The sequence below is a fragment of the Micromonospora sp. IBHARD003 genome (assembly GCF_056106285.1).
Map to the genome: position 1 here is coordinate 2,678,846 of NZ_JBWBBX010000001.1, position 16,878 is coordinate 2,695,723.

Genomic DNA, 16,878 nt, shown 5'->3' on the forward strand with positions numbered 1-16,878 from the left:
CTCAACTTCGGTCAAGGGCTTGCCAACTTGCCTAAGTGCGACCCAACTAGGGGTGAGCGCACTCGGGTTACTGAAGCTGCCTTCTCAATGGAAACTCTGCTGAGCCTGAAGCGCAAACGGGGTGAGGTCTCACAGGCCTCAAGTGCTCGGGCTTGCGTTCGTAGCGGCGATACAGACGGCGGCATCCGGACAGCCCACTCGGTGAAGCGGCGGTGCGCGGTCGGCCCGGACGGGCCAAAGATCGGTGGCAGTGCCGCCACGTGCAGCCGGTCGTGGCCCCGAACACGATGACGGGGCCAGCACCTGCCGGTCGCCGGTCACGCCGCGATTGCTGCGGGCTCAGTCTCCGTCTCGATGGACTCCTCCGGCGCTCTCGGGTTCTCGGGCTCGGTGTCAGCGGCGGAGATGTCTTCGGTCTGCTCGGCTTCCATGGCGGGTTGGGCCTTCTGCTGGGCGCTGTCCGCCTCGGGGTCCAGCTGAGCGAGCACGGCATCTGCCTCTGCCACGAGGTCGGGTGCCGCTGCAGCAGGGTTGACCATGATCTCGCTGGCGTCGGCGTGTGCCTTCGCTTGGCGGAGCTGGAAGCGGGCCTTCTGAATGAAGGCCGCAACGCGATCCATCTGCTCCAGCCGCTTGCCCACCTGCCCCTCCAGAATGCGGGCCAGCTCCATGGGATCTGCTTTGCCGATGCCGTCCAGCAGCTCACACATACGCTCGATCTGATCGAGGTCGCTCTTGGTTTTGGCCTGCGCGCGGGTGCGCTGCGCCTTTTCCTCGGGAGTCATCTCCTCGACGTCGACCATGGAGTCCTGCTTCGCCGCCTTCTCCTGCTTGCGCATGGCGTAGGCGATGTGGACGAGCTGGTTGTCGCTCTTGTCGCCCTTCTTCCAGTCGTCGAAGACGGCCTTCTGGTTGTCCTTCGACAGGGCGGCGATCTGTACGGCGGCCTGGGTGCCGATGTGTCCGAGGTCGACGGCCGCCTGTATCTCAGGGCGCAGGTTGAGCAGGGCCAGGCGCTGGTTGACGTACTGCACGCTCTTGGAGAAGGCTTTTGCCACTCTCGCCACGGCCTCAGCGGCGGCCTCTCCCTCACCCCCATCCTCGTCGTGGACCTTCTTAAAGCCGCGCGCCTCCTCCAGCGGCAGCATGTCCTCGCGATTCAGGTTCTCGGCCATCGCCTTCTTGAAAGACTGCATGTCGCTGATCTCTTCGCCCTCAGCGAGGAGAACCTTCGTCTCGATGGTGAGGTTGCCGGCCATCGCGTTGGCGCGGAACCGACGCTCACCGGCAATCAGCTCGTACACGGGCTGCCCCTTGGAAGGGGCGAGGCTCAGCTTGCGAACAACGATCGGCTGGAGCAGTCCGTGCTCCTTGATGGACTCAGCCAGCTCGGTCAGAGCCTCCTCGTTAAAGGTCTCGCGGGGCTGCTTCGGGTTGCGGCGGATCTGGCGCATCTTCAGGGTCACGTACCTGTGGGCCACTTCGTCTCCAAGTGGTCGGTGGGGGGCACCTCCCCCTTCTGGTTCTATTCTATATGCATTCGAGAGGAGGGTCCATAATTCTCTGAGAGTTTTCACAGGTGAGACGCGTAAGCGCGGACCCCCTCCACGGAAGTCCGCGCTCACCAATCCTTACTATTCAGCCTGCCACCGCTCGACATCGAGGCCGGCTCGCGCCGGGTTGACCACCGCCAGAGCCCCCAGCGCGTCGAAGGCCGCCTCCTCATCAAGGCTGACACTTTCCGCACCGCCAGCTTCCCGCAGCCGGGCCAGCACTCGCTCCAGCTCGATCCCCACCCGTACCCTCCCGCGTTACCGCGCCCCGCCCCCGCACGCGACGGAAAAATTAGATCCCTACACAGACGAACTCGCGGCACATATCAGCTTGATTGAGTGGCGCCATACACGAACTCACAGCCCGATGGACGGAGGAGGGGTGGCGACCCGCTTGCCGAAATACGCGATCTACGACTGACGTTACCGATCTTGCTGCGCGCGACCACGCATTGTCAACCAACATAGACATTAGAGTGACCCGCGTTTCGGCCACACCACCCTGACGTTGAAGATAGTCACCACCACCGCCCACCCCTCGGCCCAGCATGCCGCAACAACAAGGAGCAGCCAGCACCATGCCGCTCGGCCCGGACACCCCCCTATCCAGCAAGCTCGCCGTGCTGCTCAGCAGGAAACGTGGAGTGGATGGGAAGACCCCGAGTACGCGCGCCATCGCGGCGGCCACGGCCGAGGCGTCTGGCGGCAAGCCGGCAATGACGCACCAGGTCGTGAACGACCTACTGAATGGCGTGAAGTCCAACCCTCAGGTGTCCCAACTCCTCGGGCTCGCACGGGCATTCGACAGTCCGGTAGCTTACCTTCTGCCCGGTTACAACGGTTTGACCTCCCTATCGGTCTACGAAGAGCACCAAGACGCCCGTGAGGCACTGCGGCTGATCCATGACCTGGGCGAAGCCGGAGCTGCCGAACTTCTGGAGGCTGCACGTGAGATCCGACTGCGACACGGGCGTAGCGATCTCTCTGTACCGGAAGTACCCGAACCGCCGCCGCCTGTGGCCGAGCCCCCTCGGCCAGGCCGGCGGAGGCGCCTCAGCTTCAGTGAGGCAGCCGAGCGGGCCGTCGCTGATCTGGAAGGAACCTGACGCAATTGGACGGCATAGTCTTCGGTTTGTGCGCACTGTTCGGCATCGCGGGCACTGCCCTCTCTGCCCGCGAAGCCTGGCGTCAGCGGGCCCGAACCGAGTACCGAATCGCACGGTTCACCCGGACCATGGCGTTCGGCGTGTGCAGCGTGGGAGTCACGCTCGCCGTACCCGCGATCGAGGGCCTCGTCGAGTCCGCGACCGGCATGAACAACGCAGCGAAGATCGGCGCGCACATCTGCGCGGTGCTGTGGTGCGGCAGTCTTCAGCTCATGCTCGTGGACTGGTCCTACAACCAGTACGTTCTGAAGGCGAGCCTGTATGCGCGTGTCGCCTTCACGGTCTGTGTCCTTGCGGCCATGTTGCCGCTTTTCATCGAGACCACCAGCGAGAACATCGAGTTCACGACCGCATTTGCGGCGACTCCCGGCGTAACCGTCTACCTGCTGGTCTACCTGGCGTATGTGGCGATCACCTGCGGCGAGATCGCGTTCCTATGCTCCGGCATGGCCATGTCCGTTCGGCGAATCGGACACACCTGGACGTCCCGTGGACTCGCCATGTCGGCCGCGGCAGCCCTCCTCGGCGTGGCGTACGCCGTGAGCAAAGGCTCATACCTGGTGAGCCACTACCTGGGTCACCCGTGGCCCCTGCGAAACGAGGAGATCATCTCGCCGGTCCTGGCCGGACTTGCTACGGTTTCGCTGATCACTGGGCTGACGATGGCGATGGTTGGCCGGCGGCTCGCGTCCGGCAAGGCCACCTCAGCCACCTGAGAGGTTCGTCAGCTTGCGCCAGTGAAGGACGACACGGCCGGGCTCGACTGTGCGAACGCCACGTGCGCTCGCAGGGAACACTTCCACGCGCTCCAAGAGCAGCGCGGCGATGGCCTTCTTCGAAGCGGTCGGCGCGGTATTCCACCACCTCACCAAGTCCTTGGCATTGCCCAGACTGAAGGCTGCCATCTGCTCCGCATAGCGCAGACGCCCACGGGTCGCCTTCAGGCTGGCCGTGATCTCGCGGTCGGCGGCGACAAACGAGTCACTGCTGATCTGGCGTCTGCCGTAGAGCGTTCCAGCCTCGGTCCGGCGGGACTCAAGATCCTTGATCTCCTTCTTCAGATCCTCGACCTGCTCGCGCACAGCGGCCTGGGCAGCGAGGATCTGGTCTCGGATGCCGCGCTTAAGGAGTTCCGCCACTACGTACTCACCAACGTGGTTCTCCAACAGCTCGGCGTCCATCCGGACTTCGCCGCATCCGCCGCGCCCATCCTTGTCTTTGGGTCGGCACCGATACCCGGGCGTTCCCGCGTTAGTGCGAGCACCCTGGAGAGCGTACGTGCAGTTACCGCAAGTGCTGGCCCCGCCGACCAGAAGGTAGTCGTACGGCGCGTCCGCATCCGCAGGCTTTCGGCTCTTCTCACGCTCCTGAAGAGCCACGAACTCATCGGGAGTGATCGCCCCCGGGTGACCAGCGTCGACAAGTTCGCCAGCCTCGTCATAGCGCAATCCGGCGATGGCGGGGTTACGAAACAGACGTCCGACGGAAGCGTCCTTCCACTCGCCGCCAAGAGTGCCCCGATAGCCCTCGCCGTTCGCCCACACGGCAACGTCCGCGTTCGACCCACCAGCCAGGGCACGACTCACCATCTGGCGAAGCGGATCCACTTCGTCATCACGTAGCCGACGACGCGACTGGTCGTCGAAACCGTAGAGCCGTGGCATGCGGTGGTCCGTTTCTCGTCTCGTGTGACCTGTAGCCGCCCGATCCTAGGCCACAGCACGATGTCCGGGCTGTGGCCCAGGGGGACCAGCGAACCAAGGTCTACAAGATCACTGTGCCGGTGGCGTCACTCCTAGCACTCGCCAGAGCGCAGCCGTGGGGACTCTCACCGTGCTGCCCAGCGTGAGCGTCCGCACGGGGAAAGACCCCTCCCTGATCAAGGCGTATGCCTTGTGCACACCGATCCCCAGCGCCCGCGCGGCCGTCGTGACATTCACAGTCGGCGGCAGCGCGAGCAGTTCCTCCAGGGTCATGGCGGTACCCCCGGAAGGCATAGCTACAGAAGCGTTCTCCGTGATCATTTCCGCTGGCCCGTTCTCCCCCGCGCCAACACTCCTTAATGATACGCCAACACTGGAGCGTTGGGGCAATATGAATGTACGTTCGACAAGGACCGACACGGATGGTCCACAAACGGAGCCGACGAAGGAGACAGAGGTACGTGTTCGACCCCAACTACTACAAGCAGTGCGGCTGCCGGGAGCCTGTGATCGGAGAAGACGGCGCTCCTGTACTCGACTCCAACGGCCACCCCAAGCGGAAACTCGTCGGCGCTCGCTGCCCCAAGCTTGAGAAGACGGGCCACGGCAGTTGGTACTACGCCTTCGATCTCGAACCCGGCGAAGGCAACACGCGGCGGCGCCCCCGGGAGGGCGGCTTCCGCACCAAGACCGAGGCGAAGGAAAAGGCGTCCAAGGTCTACCGCGAGGCGATGAAGGGCACAGACGTGCTCAGCAACGCCACCGTCGGTGAGGACCTGGAAGCCTGGCTGAAGAAGAAGAGAAGCCTGGCCCGCACCACAGTCCACGGGTACGAGGAGCACATCAAGAACTACCTCCTCCCCCACCTCGGGCACGTCAAGCGGCGTGACCTCAAACTGCGGCACGTCGAAGCGATGTACGACGGGATCGAGCGGGAGAACGCCGAGAGGCTCATCCACCACGCCCGGATAGTCGAGCTGGCGGAAGCACGCGACGCCGCCCATACGGCCTGGGTCCGCGCTGCCGGGAAGAAGCAGGAACGCCGCGATACGCGCCGCGCCTACCTGGATGCCAACGCCGCTTTGCGCGAGGGCAGTAAGGGCAAGCGAAAGATCACCAGCGCCGCCACGATGCACCGCATCAACGCCACCCTCAGCTCGTTCCTGGGTACCGGCATCAAGCGCGGCGACTACGGAACCAACTGGGCCGCCATGGTCGAACTGCCACCCGTCAAGCGGCCCAAGGCACTGGTCTGGACACCGGAACGTGTCGCAGAGTGGAAGCGGACGGGCGAAAAGCCCAGCCCCGTCATGGTTTGGACACCGGAACAGACCGGCAGTTTCCTCGACTTCATCGCCGACGACCGGTTGTGCGCCATGTGGCACGGGTTCATCTTCCGAGGCCCGCGGCGCGGCGAGATGTGCGCGCTGCCCTGGACCGAAGTCAGTTTCGCCGGCCGCTCGTTCCGCATATCCGCGCAGACCGTCGAGATCGCTTACCGCACGTACAACGAAGCCCCGAAGCAGGACAGCGTCCGCACCGTCACGCTCGATGTCCAGACACTCCAGCTATGGGCCGCGTGGCGAGAGAGGCAGAAACGGGAGCGTGAGCAGTGGTCCGGCGAGAAGGCGTGGGTCGAGAGCAACCGCATCTGGACCCACGAGAACGGCGAGGAACTCCACCCCGACTGGATCAGCCGCCGGTTCAACCGGCTGGTCGAACTGTCCGGGCTTCCTCCGATCCGCCTGCACGACACCCGCCACCTGTCGGCCACTCTGGCACTGCTCGGCAAGGCCGACATCAAGGTGGTCCAGGAGCGGCTAGGGCACAGCTCCCGCCAGATCACCTCGGACACCTACACGAGCGTGCTTCCGCAGCTCCTGACCGCTGAGGCGGAGTCCACGAGTGCGGTCGTACCCCGGTCCCCGCAGAGGAGAAATCCTCCGGACGGGAAGGCGAGCAAGCCCGAGAGCCAGGACTCGGTGGGCGCCGACGAGGATGGGCCGGCCGAGGGACTTCAGCCCGCCGCGTGAGTGCTGGCCCAACATTGGCCCAACAAGCATGATTGCATGATCGGGACGGGCCGCCAAGATCCTTCCGCAGCCGCCCCGACCAGCAAAGTCGCTGGTCGGAACGTTTCTGCGTCACCACTCTGTGGTGGGGCGGGTGGGACTCGAACCCACGGCCGACGGATTATGAGTCCGCTGCTCTAACCGGCTGAGCTACCGCCCCTAACGGCGCGTCGCGCACACTTGTGCGCGCCGTCTGCCGCAGCATAGCCGCTCATACGATCTCCTGCTTCGGATGGTCGGCATCGCTGCGACCATGAAGACAGCGCTGCCGCCTGCGCGGTTCCGGAAACCGAAGAGCACCTGGCGGCGGGTACAGAAAAAGGACCCCGAGGGGTCCTTTTCCACTCCGCTCCCCCGACTGGACTCGAACCAGTAACCCTCCGGTTAACAGCCGAATGCTCTGCCAATTGAGCTACAGGGGATCGCGCTCCCCCGACTGGACTCGAACCAGTAACCTGCCGGTTAACAGCCGGCTGCTCTGCCAATTGAGCTACAGGGGATTGCTGCGTGTGCACCGAACGTACCTACCTCGGGGCTTCCGGGCGGCGCTCGCTCGCTGCGACACATACATTAGCGCAAGCAGGGGGGTGCTCCGCCAATCGGTTCCCCCGTGACCTCGTGACCTCAGATCCCGGCGTCGGGGACGGCGCAGGCGAAGGGTGGCAGCGATGCGATACCGGCTCACTTTCATCGCCGGAGTGGCCCTCGGTTACGTGCTCGGCACCCGTGCCGGGCGCGAGCGTTACGAGCAGCTGAAGAAGTCCGCCCGGGAGTTCGCGCAGAACCCCGCGGTGCGCAACGCCGCCGACTCCGCAGCTCAGACCAGCCGTGAGGTGGCGGAGAAGGCGTACCACACCGTGAGTGACAAGGTCGGGGACCGGATGCCCGAATCGGTGGCCGCGCGGGTGCGGTCGCTGCGGGAGCGGAGCCGCAACGGCGAGGACGACTGGGGGACGAGCAACACCTGAGCAGAGGGGCGGGGGGACCGGCCGAGCGGCGGCGACGCCCGTGGCGAGCCCCCTGATCGGCTTCGCCTGCCGGATCCCCCGCTCGGCCCCGTCCACACCCGGCGGGGCTGATCGTCCGGTCCGGTCGGTGCCGGGTGCTCGTACGGCCGACCGGCACCGGCTACGGCATTCGCACAGGTCCGGCTCGCACCCGGCCCGGATCACCACCAGGACCCGCCCGTACCAGGCCCGGATCCCGGCCTCGTTCTCCACCCGGAGCGGGACCTGATCTACGCTCCGATCCGGCCCGTGCGCGGTCGGCAAGGACCGCACCAGACCCCGGAGTGCGGCAGAATCTGACGGCATGGGGATAGTCGCCGGGCTGGACAGTTCGTCCGCCTTCACTCGCATCGTCGTCTGCGACACGGACACGGGTGCCGTGCTGCGCCAGGGGTACGCACCGCACCCGATCGAGGCGAAAGCGAGCGACGTCGATCCGCAGGCGTGGCTGCTCTCGCTGGGTGAGGCCGCGGCCGGCGGGCTGCTCGAAGGTGTGCAGGCCATCGGCGTGTCCGCACAGCAGCACGGGCTGGTCCCGATCGACGCGACGGGCGCCCCGGTGCGGCCCGCGCTCGTCGGGAACGACAAGCGGGCGCAGATCGCCGCCGCGGATCTGATCGAGGCGTTCGGCAGCCGTCAGGCCTGGGCCGAGGCGGTCGGATGCGTACCGCAGTCGGGGATGCCCGTGGCGAAGCTGCGGTGGCTGGCGCGGACCGAGCCCGCGGCGGCCAAGCGCACCGCGCTCGTGATGCAGCCGCACGACTGGCTGGTGTGGCAGCTGCTGGGCCGGCCCGCGCGCCGCACGACGGACCGCGGCGCGGCGTCGTCGACCGGGTACTGGTCGGCGGCGACCGGTTCCTACCGGCCCGATCTGGTGGAGCTGGCGCTCGGCCACCGCGCCGCGCTGCCCGAGGTGCTCGGCCCGTCCGATGCCGCCGGGACGACCCCGGAAGGGCTGCTGATCTCGGCGGGCACCGGAGAGACGATGGCGGCGGCCTTCGGGCTGGGACTGAGGGCTGGCGATGCGGTGGTGTCGCTGGGCGCGTCCGGATCGGTGATGGCCGTGCACCACGAGGCGCTCGCCGACCCCAGCGGAATGATCACCTCCTTCGCGGACGCCACCGGGATGCACCTGCCGGTCGTGCACACCCTCAATGCCGTACGCGCGCTGCGCGGCACCGCCGAGCTGCTGGGCATCGAGGATCTGGCCGAGCTGTCCGCGCTCGCGATGAAGTCGACACCGGGCGCCTCCGGGCTGGTCCTGCTCCCCTATCTGGAGGGCGAGCGCACCCCGCACCTCCCGCACACCGCGGGCACGATCACCGGGCTGCGCCGCGAGTCGATGAAGCGCGAGCATCTGGCACGCGCGGCCTTCGAGGGCATGCTCTGCGGGCTCGCGGACGCGCTGGACGTGCTGCGCGGGCGAGGCGTGGACGTGCGCCGGGTGTTTCTGCTGGGACAGGCCGCCGAGCTGCCCGCGGTACAAGCGGCGGCGCCGTCGATCTTCGGTGCGCAGGTCGTCGTCCCCCAGCCCGCCGACTACGCGGCGCTCGGCGCCGCGCGTCAGGCGGCCTGGGCACTGGGGGTGGCCCAGGGGGCGCTCGCCCCGCACACCCCGCCGCCCTGGCAGGGAGCCGCGGCGCAGGTGTTCGAGCCGGGCGACGATCTGCCCGTCGGCCAGGCCGTGCGCCAGCAGTACGTCGCCACGCGGAACCAGGTGCACCCGGGGGCGTTCGGCCCGGGAAACTGATCCCCCATTTGGTCCGGGTGCCGCCCCCTGGGGCGGGAGTGCGCGCGGCCGCACACCACTTGACGACTCTTCACTGTGAGGGTGGTCACACTCGGGGGGAGAGTTCGGGACGACGGCCCGGACCCCGGGCCCGGGCACGCGTTCTTTGACCCGGGCTTGGGGAAATCTCTTCGTCTCCGGGCAGCCGGGTGACGGAGTATGGGGGGCGATTCCTGACCCCATGGCCCTGCCGCACCGCTGCCCGCTCGCCGACGGGCCGCCGACCCGAGAGGCCGCGCGTGCTCATAAGACTGCTCCGGACGTTCCTGCGTCCCTACACCAAAGCCCTCGCCCTCCTGGTGGCACTGCAGTTGCTCCAGACCAGTGCCACCCTCTACCTGCCGACGCTGAACGCGGACATCATCGACAACGGTGTCGTAAAGGGTGACACCGGCTACATCCTGACCTGCGGGGCGCTGATGATCGGCGTCAGCGTCGTCCAGGTGCTGTGCAACACCTGGGCGGTCTACTACGGCGCCCGGACCGCCTCTGCGCTCGGCCGGGACGTGCGGGCGGCCGTCTTCGACCGGGTGCTGTCGTACTCCGCCCGTGAGGTCGGCCATTTCGGCGCTCCCTCACTGATCACCCGGACGACCAACGACGTCCAGCAGGTGCAGATGCTGGTGCTGATGGCGTTCACACTGATGGTGTCCGCGCCGATCATGTGCGTCGGCGGTATCGCGCTGGCTCTCGCCCTGGACGTCCCGCTGTCGGCGGTGCTGCTGGCGGTCGTACCGCTGCTGGGCCTCTCCGTGGCGCTGATCGTGAAGAGGATGCGCCCGCTGTTCCGGACCATGCAGGAGCGTCTGGACACGGTGAACCGGGTGCTGCGGGAGCAGATCACCGGCAACCGGGTCATCCGGGCGTTCGTGAAGGACACATACGAGGAGCAGCGCTTCCGCGGCGCCAACACCGAGCTGACCGACGTGGCCCTGTCGACCGGCCGGCTGACGGCGCTGATGTTCCCGACCGTCATGACCGTCGTGAACGTCTCGAGCATCGCGGTCGTCTGGTTCGGTGCCCAGCGCATCGACACCGGCGCGATGGAGATCGGCGCGCTCACCGCGTTCCTCGCCTATCTGATGCAGATCGTGATGGCCGTCATGATGGCCACCTTCATGTTCATGATGGTCCCGCGGGCCGAGGTGTGTGCCGAGCGGATCCAGGAGGTCCTGGACACGGAGTCGAGCGTCGTGCCGCCGTCCCGGCCGGTCAGGCAGCTGGACCGGCGCGGCCACCTGGAAGTGAAGAGTGCGCACTTCCGCTATCCGGGGGCCGAGGAGTCCGTGCTGCGCGATGTGGAGCTGGTGGCCCGGCCGGGTGAGACGACCGCGATCATCGGCTCGACGGGCAGCGGCAAGTCGACCCTGCTCGGGCTTGTTCCCCGGCTGTTCGACGTGACGGGCGGCGAGGTACTCGTCGACGGCGTCGACGTAAGGGAGCTGGATCCTGCCCTGATGGCGCGGACCGTCGGGCTCGTCCCGCAGAAGCCGTACCTCTTCTCCGGCACCGTCGCGACGAATCTGCGCTACGGCAATCCCGACGCGACCGACGAGGAGCTGTGGCAGGCGCTGGAGGTGGCCCAGGCCGCCGGCTTCGTCCGCGGCCTCGACGGCGGGCTGAACGCACCGATCGCCCAGGGCGGCACCAATGTGTCGGGTGGGCAGCGCCAGCGGCTGGCGATCGCGCGGACGCTGGTGCAGCGGCCGGAGATCTTCCTCTTCGACGACTCGTTCTCGGCGCTGGACTACGCCACCGACGCGGCGCTGCGGGCCGCACTGTCCCTGGAGACGGCCGACTCGACCGTGGTGATCGTCGCCCAGCGGGTGTCGACCATCCGGGACGCCGACCGGATCGTCGTCCTCGACGAGGGCAGGGTCGTCGGGACCGGACGCCATCACGAGCTGATGGAGAGCAATGAGACCTACCGGGAGATCGTGCTCTCCCAGCTGACCGAGGCGGAGGCAGCCTGATGGCCGGTCCGGGCGGACGCATGTTGATGCCCAGCACGGGCGAACGGTCCATGAACTTCAAGGGTTCGGGCAAACGGCTGCTCGCGCAGCTCGCCCCGGAGCGGACCACCCTGTGGACGATGCTCGCGGCCGCGGTCCTGAGCGTGGGGCTCGCCGTCGTCGGCCCGAAGATCCTCGGCGTGGCGACGGACCTCGTCTTCGCCGGCGTCGTCGGACGGCAGATACCCGACGGCACCAGCAAGGAGCAGGCCCTCGAGGACCTGCGCGCCAGGGACGACGGCGGGCTCGCCGACATGCTGTCCGGGGTCGACTTCACCCCGGGCCAGGGCATCGACTTCACCGCGGTCGGGCAGGTACTGCTGGTCGCGCTCGTCGTGTACGTGGGCGCCGGGCTGATGATGCTGGTGTCGTCCAGGCTGTCGATCCGGGTGATCAACCGCACCGTGTACCGGATGCGCGAGGACGTGCAGGCCAAGCTGTCGCGGCTGCCGCTGTCGTACTTCGACGGGGCCAAGCGCGGTGAGGTGCTGAGCCGGGCGACCGCCGACCTCGACAACATCTCCCAGACCATGCAGCAGTCGATGGGCCAGCTGATCAACTCCGTGCTGACCATCGTGGGCGTGCTGGCGATGATGTTCTGGATCTCGCCGCTGCTGGCGCTCGTGGCGCTGGTGACCATGCCGCTGTCGGTGTTCGTCGCGGCGAAGGTGGGCAAGCGCTCGCAGCCGCAGTTCGTCCAGCAGTGGAAGTCCACCGGCAAGCTCAGCGCGCACATCGAGGAGATGTACACCGGACATGCGCTGGTGAAGGTCTTCGGACGCCAGGAGGAGTCGGCGAAGGACTTCGCCGAGCAGAACGAGGCGCTGTACGAGGCCGGTTTCCGGGCCCAGTTCAACAGCGGCATCATGCAGCCGCTGATGTTCTTCATCTCGAACCTCAACTATGTGCTGGTGGCCGTGGTCGGCGGGCTGCGGGTTGCCTCGGGCACGCTGTCCATCGGTGACGTACAGGCCTTCATCCAGTACTCGAGGCAGTTCTCGATGCCGCTGACGCAGATCGCGTCGATGGCCAACCTGGTGCAGTCCGGGATCGCTTCGGCAGAGCGGATCTTCGAGCTGCTGGACGCGGACGAGCAGCAGCCGGATCCGGTGCGCGGCGCCCGCCCCGAGCGGCCGCGCGGCGAGGTCTCGCTGGAGAAGGTGTCCTTCCGCTACCACCCGGACAAGCCGCTCATCGAAGATCTGTCGCTGGCGGTGGAGCCGGGCCACACGGTCGCCATCGTGGGCCCGACGGGCGCGGGGAAGACCACCCTGGTCAATCTGCTCATGCGGTTCTACGAGGTCACGGGCGGCCGGATCACCCTGGACGGCGTCGACATCACCACGATGTCCCGGGACGACCTGCGGGCCGGGATCGGCATGGTGCTGCAGGACACCTGGCTGTTCGGCGGCACGATCGCCGAGAACATCGGCTACGGAGCCTCGCGCGACGTCACCCGGGAGGAGATCGAGGAGGCTGCGCGCGCCGCGCACGCCGACCGTTTCATCCGCACCCTGCCCGACGGCTACGACACCGTCATCGACGACGAGGGCTCGGGCGTCAGTGCCGGCGAGAAGCAGCTGATCACCATCGCGCGGGCATTCCTGTCCGACCCGGTGATCCTGGTGCTGGACGAGGCGACGAGTTCGGTCGACACGCGTACCGAGGTACTGATCCAGAAGGCGATGGCGCACCTGGCCCATGGGCGCACGTCGTTCGTGATCGCACACCGGCTCTCCACGATCCGGGACGCCGACGTGATCTTGGTGATGGAGAATGGCTCCATCGTCGAGCAGGGCACGCACGAGGAACTGCTGCTGGCGGAGGGCGCTTATGCCCGGCTCTACGCGGCGCAGTTCGCTCAGGCGGTCGCCGAAGTCGACTGAGGTTGAGGGAAAGGTGGCCGACCGGGCCACACACGGGGAGGGCACGGAATATGGGCGAGGCAGGCAAGGAAGCGAACGGCGGGGGCTCGCCGCCTGCGGGCACGGCTACGGCGCTGGGGCTTTCGCTCGGCCTGGCGTGCGGGGCCGCCATCGCGATGGCGATCGGCAGCCTGCCGCTGGGGCTCGGCCTGGGCATGGCCCTCGGCGCCGCCGTCGGCGCGGTGGTCGACGTACGGCGGAAGGGGCAGGGCGCCACGCCCGAGGGCCCCGACGCTCAGTCCAGGTAGCCGCGCAGCTGGTCCGCGAAGGCGTGGTCCCGCAGCTTGTTGAGGGTCTTGGACTCGATCTGGCGGATGCGTTCGCGCGTCACACCGAAGATCCGTCCGATCTCCTCCAGGGTGCGGGGCCGCCCGTCGGCCAGCCCGTAGCGGAGCTGGACCACCTTGCGTTCGCGCTCGCCGAGCGTGGACAGGACGGCCTCCAGATGCTCACGGAGCAGCAGGAAGGCCGCGGATTCGACGGGTGACGCCGCGTCACCGTCCTCGATGAGGTCGCCGAGCGCCACATCGTCTTCCTCGCCGACGGGCGCGTGCAGCGACACCGGTTCCTGGGCGAGCCGCAGCACTTCGCCCACCCGCTCGGGCGGCAGGTCGAGCTGGTCGGCGACCTCTTCGGCCGTCGGTTCGTAGCCGCGTTCCTGGAGCAGCCTGCGCTGGACGCGGATGACCCGGTTGATCAGCTCGACGACATGGACGGGGACGCGGATGGTCCGGGCCTGGTCGGCGAGGGCCCGGGACATGGCCTGGCGGATCCACCAGGTCGCGTACGTCGAGAACTTGTAACCCCGTGCGTAGTCGAACTTCTCCACGGCCCGGATCAGCCCCAGGTTCCCCTCCTGGACGAGATCGAGCATCGTGAGCCCGCGGCCCACGTACCGCTTGGCGACGGAGACGACGAGGCGGAGATTGGCCTCGATGAGTCTGCGCTTGGCCATCCGGCCCATGACGACGAGTCTGTCGAGGTCGACCGCGAGCTGGGAGTCGAGGTCGGGTGTGCTGCCGAGCTTCTCCTCGGCGAAGAGCCCCGCCTCGACCCGGCGGGCGAGTTCCACCTCTTCGGCGGCGGTGAGCAGCGAGATCCGGCCGATCTCCCTCAGGTACTGCCGGAAGAGGTCCGACGAGGGGCTGTTGCCCTGGGGCTCGGCCCGGAGCGGGGGTTCGGGCGGCTCGGGTATGTCCTGCGACCGCGCCGCCGTCTCCCAGACGGGCGGCGGTTCGTTCTCGGGGTGGTGCGCGGCCCGGCTCTGCGCGGGCACGGCCGCCGCCGGATCGGTATCGGTCAGGGTCCGGGGCTGGGTCTGGGTCTGCACGGGGGCGACCTCCAGGGTGGGCGCTGCCGGATCGGGGGCAGGCGGCAACGGGACGGGGACGGCGGCCCGGCCGCTGCCCGTCCCGTACACGATGAGCGGATCCGCGGGGATGAGTGGCCCACCCTGTGTGGACCGGCCGCGCTCCGGGGACTCAGGCACCGCACCCAGTGTGGGGTACGACACATCCCTGCCACGAGGGGCGTGCGGTGACTTTTTGCGCTCCGTGCGTGACCGCGTGGCTACAGGGCCGATCCGGAAGAGGGCCCGGGTGCGGAACTCCGGGCCCCGGGGCTCCAGAGCCCCGGGCGCTCAGAGCGCGTCGGCGCCGCGGTTGCGCAGCGACTGCCCGTACTGCTGGAGCACCCACAGCTCGTTCTGCACGGCCGCCAGCTGATCCGGGCCGGCATGGGCCCCGAGACGAGCCAGGGCCCCCTGGACGTCGCGGATACGGCGGTCGACCGCACGCAGCCGGACCGACACGAGCTGCATGCCCGCATAGGTCTCGTCGACCGTGCGGGAGTGGACGGCCTCCACCGCGAGCTCGGTGATCATCGCGCGGACGACGTCGTCGGGCGCGGCATCGCGGACCCTGGCGAGATAGTCCGGCGGGTCGGGGATGCCCTGCTCGGCGCCGCCCGCATCGCCGATGGCCTCGCGCACGGCGGCATAGGGCGGGGCGGTGAATTCGTCGGCCCCGTAGGCGTCGAACGCCGGGGCGACCAGCTGCGGGTGCTGGAGGGCGAGCTTGAGCAGCTCGCGCTCGGTGCGATGGGCGGGGCTGCGGAGATTGAGTGCGGGGCCGCCGGGGGCCGCGGGGCGCTGTGCCTCGTACGCGGTCGGCGCCTGCCGGGCGGGCTGGGTGCGCCCAGGACCGCTCTGCCCCTGCCCCTGGCCCCCACTGCCCCGCTCCCTCGCCCAGCGTGCGAGCTGGCCGACCCGTCGGACGACGAACTGGGTGTCGAGGATGCCGAGCAGTCCCGCGAGCTGGACGGCGACTTCGTGCTGCGAGGCGCTGTTCTTGATCCGGGCGACGATCGGCGCGGCCTCGTCGAGCGCGGCGGCCCGGCCGACCGGCGTCTCCAGGTCGTAGTTCCGCACGATGTGCCGGATGGCGAACTCGAAGAGCTGGTTGCGGGGCTCGGCCAGCTCCCGCACCGCCTCGTCGCCCTTGGCCAGACGCAGTTCGCAGGGGTCCATCCCGTCCGGGGCGACGGCGATGAAGGTCTCGGCGGCGAACTTCTGGTCGTCCTCGAAGGCCCGCAGAGCGGCCTTCTGCCCGGCCGCGTCACCGTCGAAGGTGAAGATCACCTTGGCGCTGCCGTTGTCCATCAGCAGCCGCCGGAGGATCTTGATGTGTTCGCCGCCGAAGGCCGTGCCACAGGTCGCGATGGCGGTGGTCACCCCGGCGAGATGGCAGGCCATCACGTCCGTGTAGCCCTCGACGACGACGGCCCGGCTGGACTTGGCGATCTCCTTCTTCGCCAGGTCGATCCCGTACAGCACCTGGGACTTCTTGTAGATCGCCGTATCCGGCGTGTTCAGGTACTTGGGGCCGTTGTCGTCGTCGCGGAGCTTGCGCGCACCGAAGCCGACGACATCGCCGGAAATATCGCGGATGGGCCACATCAGCCGGCCGCGGAAGCGGTCTATGGGGCCGCGGCGGCCCTCCTGGGAGAGCCCGGACAGCAGGAGCTCCTTGTCGGAGAAGCCCTTCCCGCGCAGGAAGCGGGTGAGGTGGTCCCAGCCCGCCGGGCTGTAGCCGACACCGAAGTGCTGTGCGGCGGCCTGGTCGAAGCCGCGCTCGGCGAGGAACTTCCGGCCGATCTCGGCCTCCGCTCCGTCGAGCTGCTCCACGTAGAAGCGCGCCGCGACCTGGTGGGCCTCGACCAGGCGGATGCGTTCGCCGCGCTGATGGGCCGGGTTGTACCCGCCCTCCTCGTACCGCAGGGTGATGCCGGCCTTGGCGGCGAGCCGTTCCACCGCCTCGGAGAACGACAGATGGTCGACCTTCATCACGAAGGTGAGAGTGTCCCCGCCCTCCTGGCAGCCGAAGCAGTGGAAGAGACCCTTGCTGGGGCTGACCTGGAAGGACGGGGATTTCTCGTCGTGGAAGGGGCACAGGCCCTTGAGGTTGCCGCCGCCCGCGTTGCGCAGCTGGAGGTACTCGGACACGACGGAGTCGATCGGGACCGCGTCCCGCACCGCCTTCACGTCGTCATCATTGATCCTGCCTGCCACGCGTAAATCTTAAGAGGTCGCACGGACAGGCAGAGCTACCGAGGAGCGCGGCGGTGGCCGAGTCCGGCAGGAGGACCGTGTGC

At 68.0% G+C, this 16,878-nt stretch carries 13 protein-coding genes and 3 tRNA genes; 8 read left to right on the plus strand and 8 right to left on the minus strand.

Annotated elements, in window-relative coordinates; all coding sequences use genetic code 11:
• Nucleotides 1-317: 317 nt before the first annotated feature.
• Nucleotides 318-1,466 carry a ParB/RepB/Spo0J family partition protein gene (locus tag ACTWOL_RS12020; RefSeq protein WP_474296639.1) on the minus strand — a complete coding sequence of 383 codons (1,149 nt, stop codon included), beginning with the start codon at nt 1,464-1,466 and terminating at the stop codon, nt 318-320.
• A gap of 168 nt (nt 1,467-1,634) precedes the next feature.
• Nucleotides 1,635-1,796, minus strand: coding sequence for a hypothetical protein (locus tag ACTWOL_RS12025; protein WP_474296640.1), 162 nt, complete (start codon nt 1,794-1,796; stop codon nt 1,635-1,637).
• Nucleotides 1,797-2,131: 335 nt separating this feature from the next.
• Between ACTWOL_RS12025 and ACTWOL_RS12030 the strand changes: the two genes are divergently transcribed.
• The gene (locus ACTWOL_RS12030) at nt 2,132-2,659 is read left to right on the plus strand and encodes a hypothetical protein (RefSeq protein ID WP_474296641.1); all 528 of its coding nucleotides are present in this window, start codon (nt 2,132-2,134) and stop codon (nt 2,657-2,659) included.
• Between the two features lie 5 nt (nt 2,660-2,664).
• Complete coding sequence (locus ACTWOL_RS12035; RefSeq protein ID WP_474296642.1) at nt 2,665-3,435, plus strand: hypothetical protein; 771 nt, start codon at nt 2,665-2,667, stop codon at nt 3,433-3,435.
• Here the strand turns inward: ACTWOL_RS12035 and ACTWOL_RS12040 are convergent.
• Nucleotides 3,424-4,383 carry a recombinase family protein gene (locus tag ACTWOL_RS12040; protein WP_474296643.1) on the minus strand — a complete coding sequence of 320 codons (960 nt, stop codon included), beginning with the start codon at nt 4,381-4,383 and terminating at the stop codon, nt 3,424-3,426. The two genes, ACTWOL_RS12035 and ACTWOL_RS12040, sit on opposite strands and share 12 nt — an antisense overlap.
• A gap of 500 nt (nt 4,384-4,883) precedes the next feature.
• Between ACTWOL_RS12040 and ACTWOL_RS12045 the strand changes: the two genes are divergently transcribed.
• Nucleotides 4,884-6,455 (plus strand): tyrosine-type recombinase/integrase, encoded by a 1,572-nt coding sequence (locus tag ACTWOL_RS12045; RefSeq protein WP_474296645.1) that lies wholly within the window; start codon nt 4,884-4,886, stop codon nt 6,453-6,455.
• A gap of 122 nt (nt 6,456-6,577) precedes the next feature.
• Here the strand turns inward: ACTWOL_RS12045 and ACTWOL_RS12050 are convergent.
• The 3 genes from ACTWOL_RS12050 to ACTWOL_RS12060 form a co-directional block, all read right to left on the minus strand.
• Nucleotides 6,578-6,654: transfer RNA gene (locus ACTWOL_RS12050), tRNA-Ile, on the minus strand.
• 189 nt (nt 6,655-6,843) lie between these two features.
• Nucleotides 6,844-6,916, minus strand: a tRNA-Asn gene (locus ACTWOL_RS12055).
• Nucleotides 6,917-6,921: 5 nt separating this feature from the next.
• Nucleotides 6,922-6,994, minus strand: a tRNA-Asn gene (locus ACTWOL_RS12060).
• 168 nt (nt 6,995-7,162) lie between these two features.
• On the opposite strand from ACTWOL_RS12060, the gene ACTWOL_RS12065 reads away from it, so the two are divergent.
• The 5 genes from ACTWOL_RS12065 to ACTWOL_RS12085 all read left to right on the plus strand — a co-directional run bounded on the left by ACTWOL_RS12065 (nt 7,163) and on the right by ACTWOL_RS12085 (nt 13,475).
• Complete coding sequence (locus ACTWOL_RS12065; RefSeq protein ID WP_474296646.1) at nt 7,163-7,462, plus strand: YtxH domain-containing protein; 300 nt, start codon at nt 7,163-7,165, stop codon at nt 7,460-7,462.
• A 343-nt stretch (nt 7,463-7,805) separates the two neighbouring features.
• A complete protein-coding gene (locus ACTWOL_RS12070) occupies nt 7,806-9,251 on the plus strand; it encodes an FGGY family carbohydrate kinase (RefSeq protein ID WP_474296647.1) in 1,446 nt (481 codons plus the stop codon).
• A gap of 278 nt (nt 9,252-9,529) precedes the next feature.
• Complete coding sequence (locus ACTWOL_RS12075; RefSeq protein WP_474296648.1) at nt 9,530-11,263, plus strand: ABC transporter ATP-binding protein; 1,734 nt, start codon at nt 9,530-9,532, stop codon at nt 11,261-11,263.
• A gap of 20 nt (nt 11,264-11,283) precedes the next feature.
• Nucleotides 11,284-13,188: an ABC transporter ATP-binding protein gene (locus ACTWOL_RS12080; RefSeq protein ID WP_474296649.1), complete on the plus strand. Its 1,905-nt coding sequence runs from the start codon at nt 11,284-11,286 to the stop codon at nt 13,186-13,188.
• 50 nt (nt 13,189-13,238) lie between these two features.
• Nucleotides 13,239-13,475, plus strand: a complete 237-nt coding sequence (locus tag ACTWOL_RS12085) for a glycine zipper domain-containing protein (RefSeq protein WP_474296650.1) — start codon at nt 13,239-13,241, stop codon at nt 13,473-13,475.
• On the opposite strand, the gene ACTWOL_RS12090 is transcribed toward ACTWOL_RS12085, so the two are convergent.
• Nucleotides 13,463-14,716: an RNA polymerase sigma factor gene (locus tag ACTWOL_RS12090; protein ID WP_474296651.1), complete on the minus strand. Its 1,254-nt coding sequence runs from the start codon at nt 14,714-14,716 to the stop codon at nt 13,463-13,465. The genes ACTWOL_RS12085 and ACTWOL_RS12090 overlap by 13 nt on opposite strands.
• A 150-nt stretch (nt 14,717-14,866) precedes the next feature.
• Complete coding sequence (gene dnaG / locus ACTWOL_RS12095; protein WP_474296652.1) at nt 14,867-16,795, minus strand: DNA primase; 1,929 nt, start codon at nt 16,793-16,795, stop codon at nt 14,867-14,869.
• Nucleotides 16,796-16,878 lie beyond the last annotated feature (83 nt).

Excerpts from the sequence above, each read along its gene's own strand:
- ACTWOL_RS12065 (WP_474296646.1), top strand. The coding sequence starts at position 7,163 with ATGCGATACCGGCTCACTTTCATCGCCGGAGTGGCCCTCGGTTACGTG.
- ACTWOL_RS12040 (WP_474296643.1), bottom strand. The coding sequence starts at position 4,383 with ATGCCACGGCTCTACGGTTTCGACGACCAGTCGCGTCGTCGGCTACGT.
- ACTWOL_RS12085 (WP_474296650.1), top strand. The coding sequence starts at position 13,239 with ATGGGCGAGGCAGGCAAGGAAGCGAACGGCGGGGGCTCGCCGCCTGCG.
- ACTWOL_RS12070 (WP_474296647.1), top strand. The coding sequence starts at position 7,806 with ATGGGGATAGTCGCCGGGCTGGACAGTTCGTCCGCCTTCACTCGCATC.
- ACTWOL_RS12080 (WP_474296649.1), top strand. The coding sequence starts at position 11,284 with ATGTTGATGCCCAGCACGGGCGAACGGTCCATGAACTTCAAGGGTTCG.
- ACTWOL_RS12030 (WP_474296641.1), top strand. The coding sequence starts at position 2,132 with ATGCCGCTCGGCCCGGACACCCCCCTATCCAGCAAGCTCGCCGTGCTG.